Here is a 3628-nt window from a genome sequence, read left to right as displayed (position 1 = left end):
GGTGAAGGCGGACAAGGCGGCACCTCTGCAACAGGCACTTGTCAAATGGGCCGGGCAGTTCCGCTTGCCAGCAAACCTGCGCATGGCAATCGATATCGATCCGCAGAGTTTTTATTAGCGCATGACGGTTCTTCTGGCGGACCGCAGGAGCCTCCGGCGGGAGTTTTCCAGCCAAGACGAAGGCAGAGGCTCACTCCTTGTCGAGACCCGCGTGATCACCCATTTCCACGCGCCAGTGCCGCCGACAAAGCGAGACGTAACGGTCGTTTCCGCCGATCACCACCTGATCGCCTGAAGACAGCACATTGCCCTGATCATCCTTGCGCACCACCATCGTGGCCTTCTTGCCGCAATGGCAGATCGTGCGGACTTCGCGCATTTCATCGGCCAGCGCGAGCAGGGCGGCAGAACCGGGGAAAAGCGCGCCCAGAAAATCCACGCGCAGCCCGAAGGCCATGACCGGCACATGCAGATCATCGACTGCACGGGCCAGTTGCCAGACCTGCTCGGGTTCGAGAAACTGTGCTTCATCGATAAACACGCAAGCGCATGGGGCTGCGGCCAGACGGTTTGCGATCTTGGCAAAAAGGTCCTCACCTGCAGCGAATGTATCGGCATCCGCGCCGATCCCGATCCGGCTGCCGATCCGGCCTTCGCCTGCGCGGCTATCGAATTGCGCGGTAATCAGATAGGTCTGCATCCCGCGCTCGATATAGTTGTGGGACGCCTGCAAGAGCACGGTCGATTTGCCTGCGTTCATGGTGGAATAATTGAAGTAGAGTTTTGCCATGGGAAGTGATTAGCGCCGCCGTCACTACCTTGGCAAGACCTGCACGGACGCGTCAGCGGCTAGATCAGCGGTACGAAAGGGACGCCGCAGGCTGCCAAAGAAAGAAGTAATCCGATGATGACGATGTTCTTCATGATTTTCCCCTTGTTCTAGGCGCGCTCCACAATGACCGAGCCGACGGAGTAGCCGGCGCCAAACGAACAGATCAGACCTTTGTCGCCCGACGCCATGTCGTTGGAATGTTTGGAAAAGGCAATGATCGATCCCGCAGAAGAGGTATTGGCGTAGTCATGCAGAATATTGGGTTGCTCGCCGGGTTCGGGTGTTCGTCCCAGAACCTTTTTGCCGATATAGTCGTTCATGGTCTTGTTGGCCTGATGCAACCACAGGCGGCGCAGGCTGGACGCGGCGATATTCGCGTCGTCCAGATGGTCGGCGATATGTTTGCTGACCAGCGGCAGTACCTCTTTGAACACCTTGCGGCCGTTTTGCATGAACTGCATGTCGCGCCGGTCTTCCATGGCGTCGGTCGTGCGGCGCAAGTAACCGTTATTGTTGCGGATATTGTTGCTGAACTGGGTCGCGCAGCGGGTGGAAATGACCTTGAAACGCAGGGCTGTAAGGCCTTCGTCACGCTCCAGAAGCGTGGCGGTGGCGACATCTCCAAAGATGAAATGGCAGTCACGGTCGCGCCATTCCAGATGCGCCGAACAAATCTCGGGGTTGATCACCAGTGCCCGCCGGATAGAGCCTGCGCGGATCATGTCAGCGGCGGTCTGGATGCCGAAGGTGGCGCTGGAGCAGGCGACGTTCATGTCGAAGGCAAAGCCACCTGCGCCCAGAAGTTGTTGAATTTCCACGGCAACCGCAGGATAGGCGCGTTCCATGTTGGAGGCGGCGCAGATCACCAAATCGACGTCAGCAGTCTTTATGTCTGCAGCAGACAGCGCCTTTCGCGCGGCATCGACGCCGATTTCGGCCATGAACCCGGGCTGGTCATCAGCGCGTGGGGTGAAACGTGGGAACATGCGGGCGGGGTCAAGAATACCTGTTTTATCAAGCAAATGGCGGCGTTCGATCCCTGATGCCGCTACGATGAAATCACTGGAAGAATGGGGCTTGGCCTCTGCCGTGCCAGCCGCGATCGCGGCGGCATTTTCGGCGTTCCACAGATCGGTGTAGGCGTTGAATGCGGTGACAAGTTCGTCGTTTGTCACGGTCTCGGTCGGGGTGAAAACACCGGTTCCCGTAATGGCGACGTTGTGCATGAAGGCCCCCCAGATTGGTCCGGCTACCCTATGGTGCGCGGGGCGCGGATGTCCACCGGAACGCGGCGTCGGACCTGTATGTAATGCGTACAGATGCCGTACAGAACCTGTACGTACGCTGCGTCATCGCCCCGTTTACCATTGTCTTGCATATTTAGGGCAAAGGAGACCGCGATGAGCAAACCCAAAGACATGACCAAAACCCAGCGCATCCACTGGAGCTATGCCACCGATGCGCTGCGCATGGTGGAATATGATCTGCACTCGGTCGCGCACAAACTGCGCTGCCTGCCCAAGGAATGGGACGAGATCTGGCAAGACGCGGACAGGCGCGACCCCAAGAAGGTGCCGGTGACAATCCGGCTGGATGCCGATGTGGTGAAATTCTTCAAGGCGATGGGCGAGGGGTATCAGCCGCGCATCAACCGCGTGCTGCGGACGTTCATGCACTACCGGCTGGCGGGGATGATCGAGGGGCCGGACACGACGGATTATGTGCTGCACCCCGAGCGGTTGGTAACAGGGTGGGAGCCGCGGCCGGGTTGGGGGAGTCTACAGAAGATGGAGGCGGAACTGGAGGAGAAACGGGAGCGGTATTTGAAGGGGAAGTGACGGGTATTTGAGACTGGGGTCAAAAGAGCATTCAATTGCCGTGAGTCACAGCCCGCACCTCCCCCCAAGGTCCGGGCGCTGCCCTGTGTTTTGTGTGGGATCACCCCTGCAAGCTTCTCACCCCGATATCCCCTTCTTCGCGTGTCTGCATCGCCAGTACGGCGGCGTGTGATGCGGCGGCTGTCGTGAAGTAGGGGATTTTGTCGTAGAGGGCGACGGCGCGGATGTCGCGGCTGTCTTCGACCGCTTGCGCGCCTTCGGTGGTGTTGAAGACCAGTGCGATGTGCCCGTCCTTGAGCCGGTCGACGATGGTCAGCCCGCCTTCGTAGACTTTGTTCACCACTTCGCAATCAATTTGGTTTTCACTCAGCCATGCAGCGGTGCCGCGTGTGGCCACGATATCGAAACCAAGGGTCAGGAGGATTTTTGACGCATCAATCATATCTGCCGTCTTGTCGGCATCCCGGATCGAAATGAATACGGTGCCTGTCGTGGGCAGGTTGGTGCCTGCACCCATCTGCGCTTTGAGGAAAGCACGGGGGAAGGACCGGTCCCAGCCCATGACTTCGCCAGTTGAGCGCATTTCCGGCCCCAGAATGGTATCGACACCGGGGAAACGGGCGAAGGGCAGAACCGCCTCTTTCACGCTGAACCACGGTGTTTTGGGGTCGGCGAGGGTGAAAGCATCGCCCAAGGGCAGCACGTCCATCGGGTTTTCGGTTTCGGGATAGGGCGCGCGCAACGGGAAGTTCGACAGCGGTTCACCCGCCATCAGCCGCGCGGCGATGGACGCGATGGCGCTGTCCGTGGCTTTCGCAACAAAAGGCACGGTGCGGGATGCGCGGGGGTTTACCTCGATCAGGTAGACGGTTTCGTCCTTCACGGCGAATTGGATGTTCATCAGGCCCACGACGTTGAGCGCCTTGGCCAGCGCCTCGGTCTGGATGCGAATCTCGGC

3 protein-coding genes and 1 pseudogene are annotated in these 3628 nt (G+C 59.3%); 1 reads left to right on the top strand and 3 read right to left on the bottom strand.

Annotated elements, in window-relative coordinates:
• Positions 1–190: 190 nt before the first annotated feature.
• Both R6T97_RS08345 and R6T97_RS08340 read right to left on the bottom strand, forming a co-directional pair.
• The gene (locus tag R6T97_RS08345) at positions 191–790 is read right to left on the bottom strand and encodes a thymidine kinase (RefSeq protein ID WP_410348828.1); all 600 of its coding nucleotides are present in this window, start codon (positions 788–790) and stop codon (positions 191–193) included.
• Positions 791–939: 149 nt separating this feature from the next.
• The gene (locus R6T97_RS08340) at positions 940–2058 is read right to left on the bottom strand and encodes a beta-ketoacyl-ACP synthase III (protein ID WP_410348827.1); all 1119 of its coding nucleotides are present in this window, start codon (positions 2056–2058) and stop codon (positions 940–942) included.
• A 174-nt stretch (positions 2059–2232) separates the two neighbouring features.
• Here R6T97_RS08340 and R6T97_RS08335 point away from each other — a divergent pair, with 174 nt between their 5' ends.
• Positions 2233–2670, top strand: coding sequence for a BrnA antitoxin family protein (locus tag R6T97_RS08335; protein WP_410348826.1), 438 nt, complete (start codon positions 2233–2235; stop codon positions 2668–2670).
• 100 nt (positions 2671–2770) lie between these two features.
• Here the strand turns inward: R6T97_RS08335 and R6T97_RS08330 are convergent.
• A pseudogene (locus R6T97_RS08330) lies at positions 2771–3628 on the bottom strand (carbamoyl phosphate synthase large subunit); the annotation flags it as partial.

The sequence above is a fragment of the Yoonia sp. genome, assembly GCF_046498525.1.
In the GTDB taxonomy this organism is placed as follows: domain Bacteria; phylum Pseudomonadota; class Alphaproteobacteria; order Rhodobacterales; family Rhodobacteraceae; genus Yoonia.
This window is presented reverse-complemented; position numbering and strand designations above follow the sequence as displayed.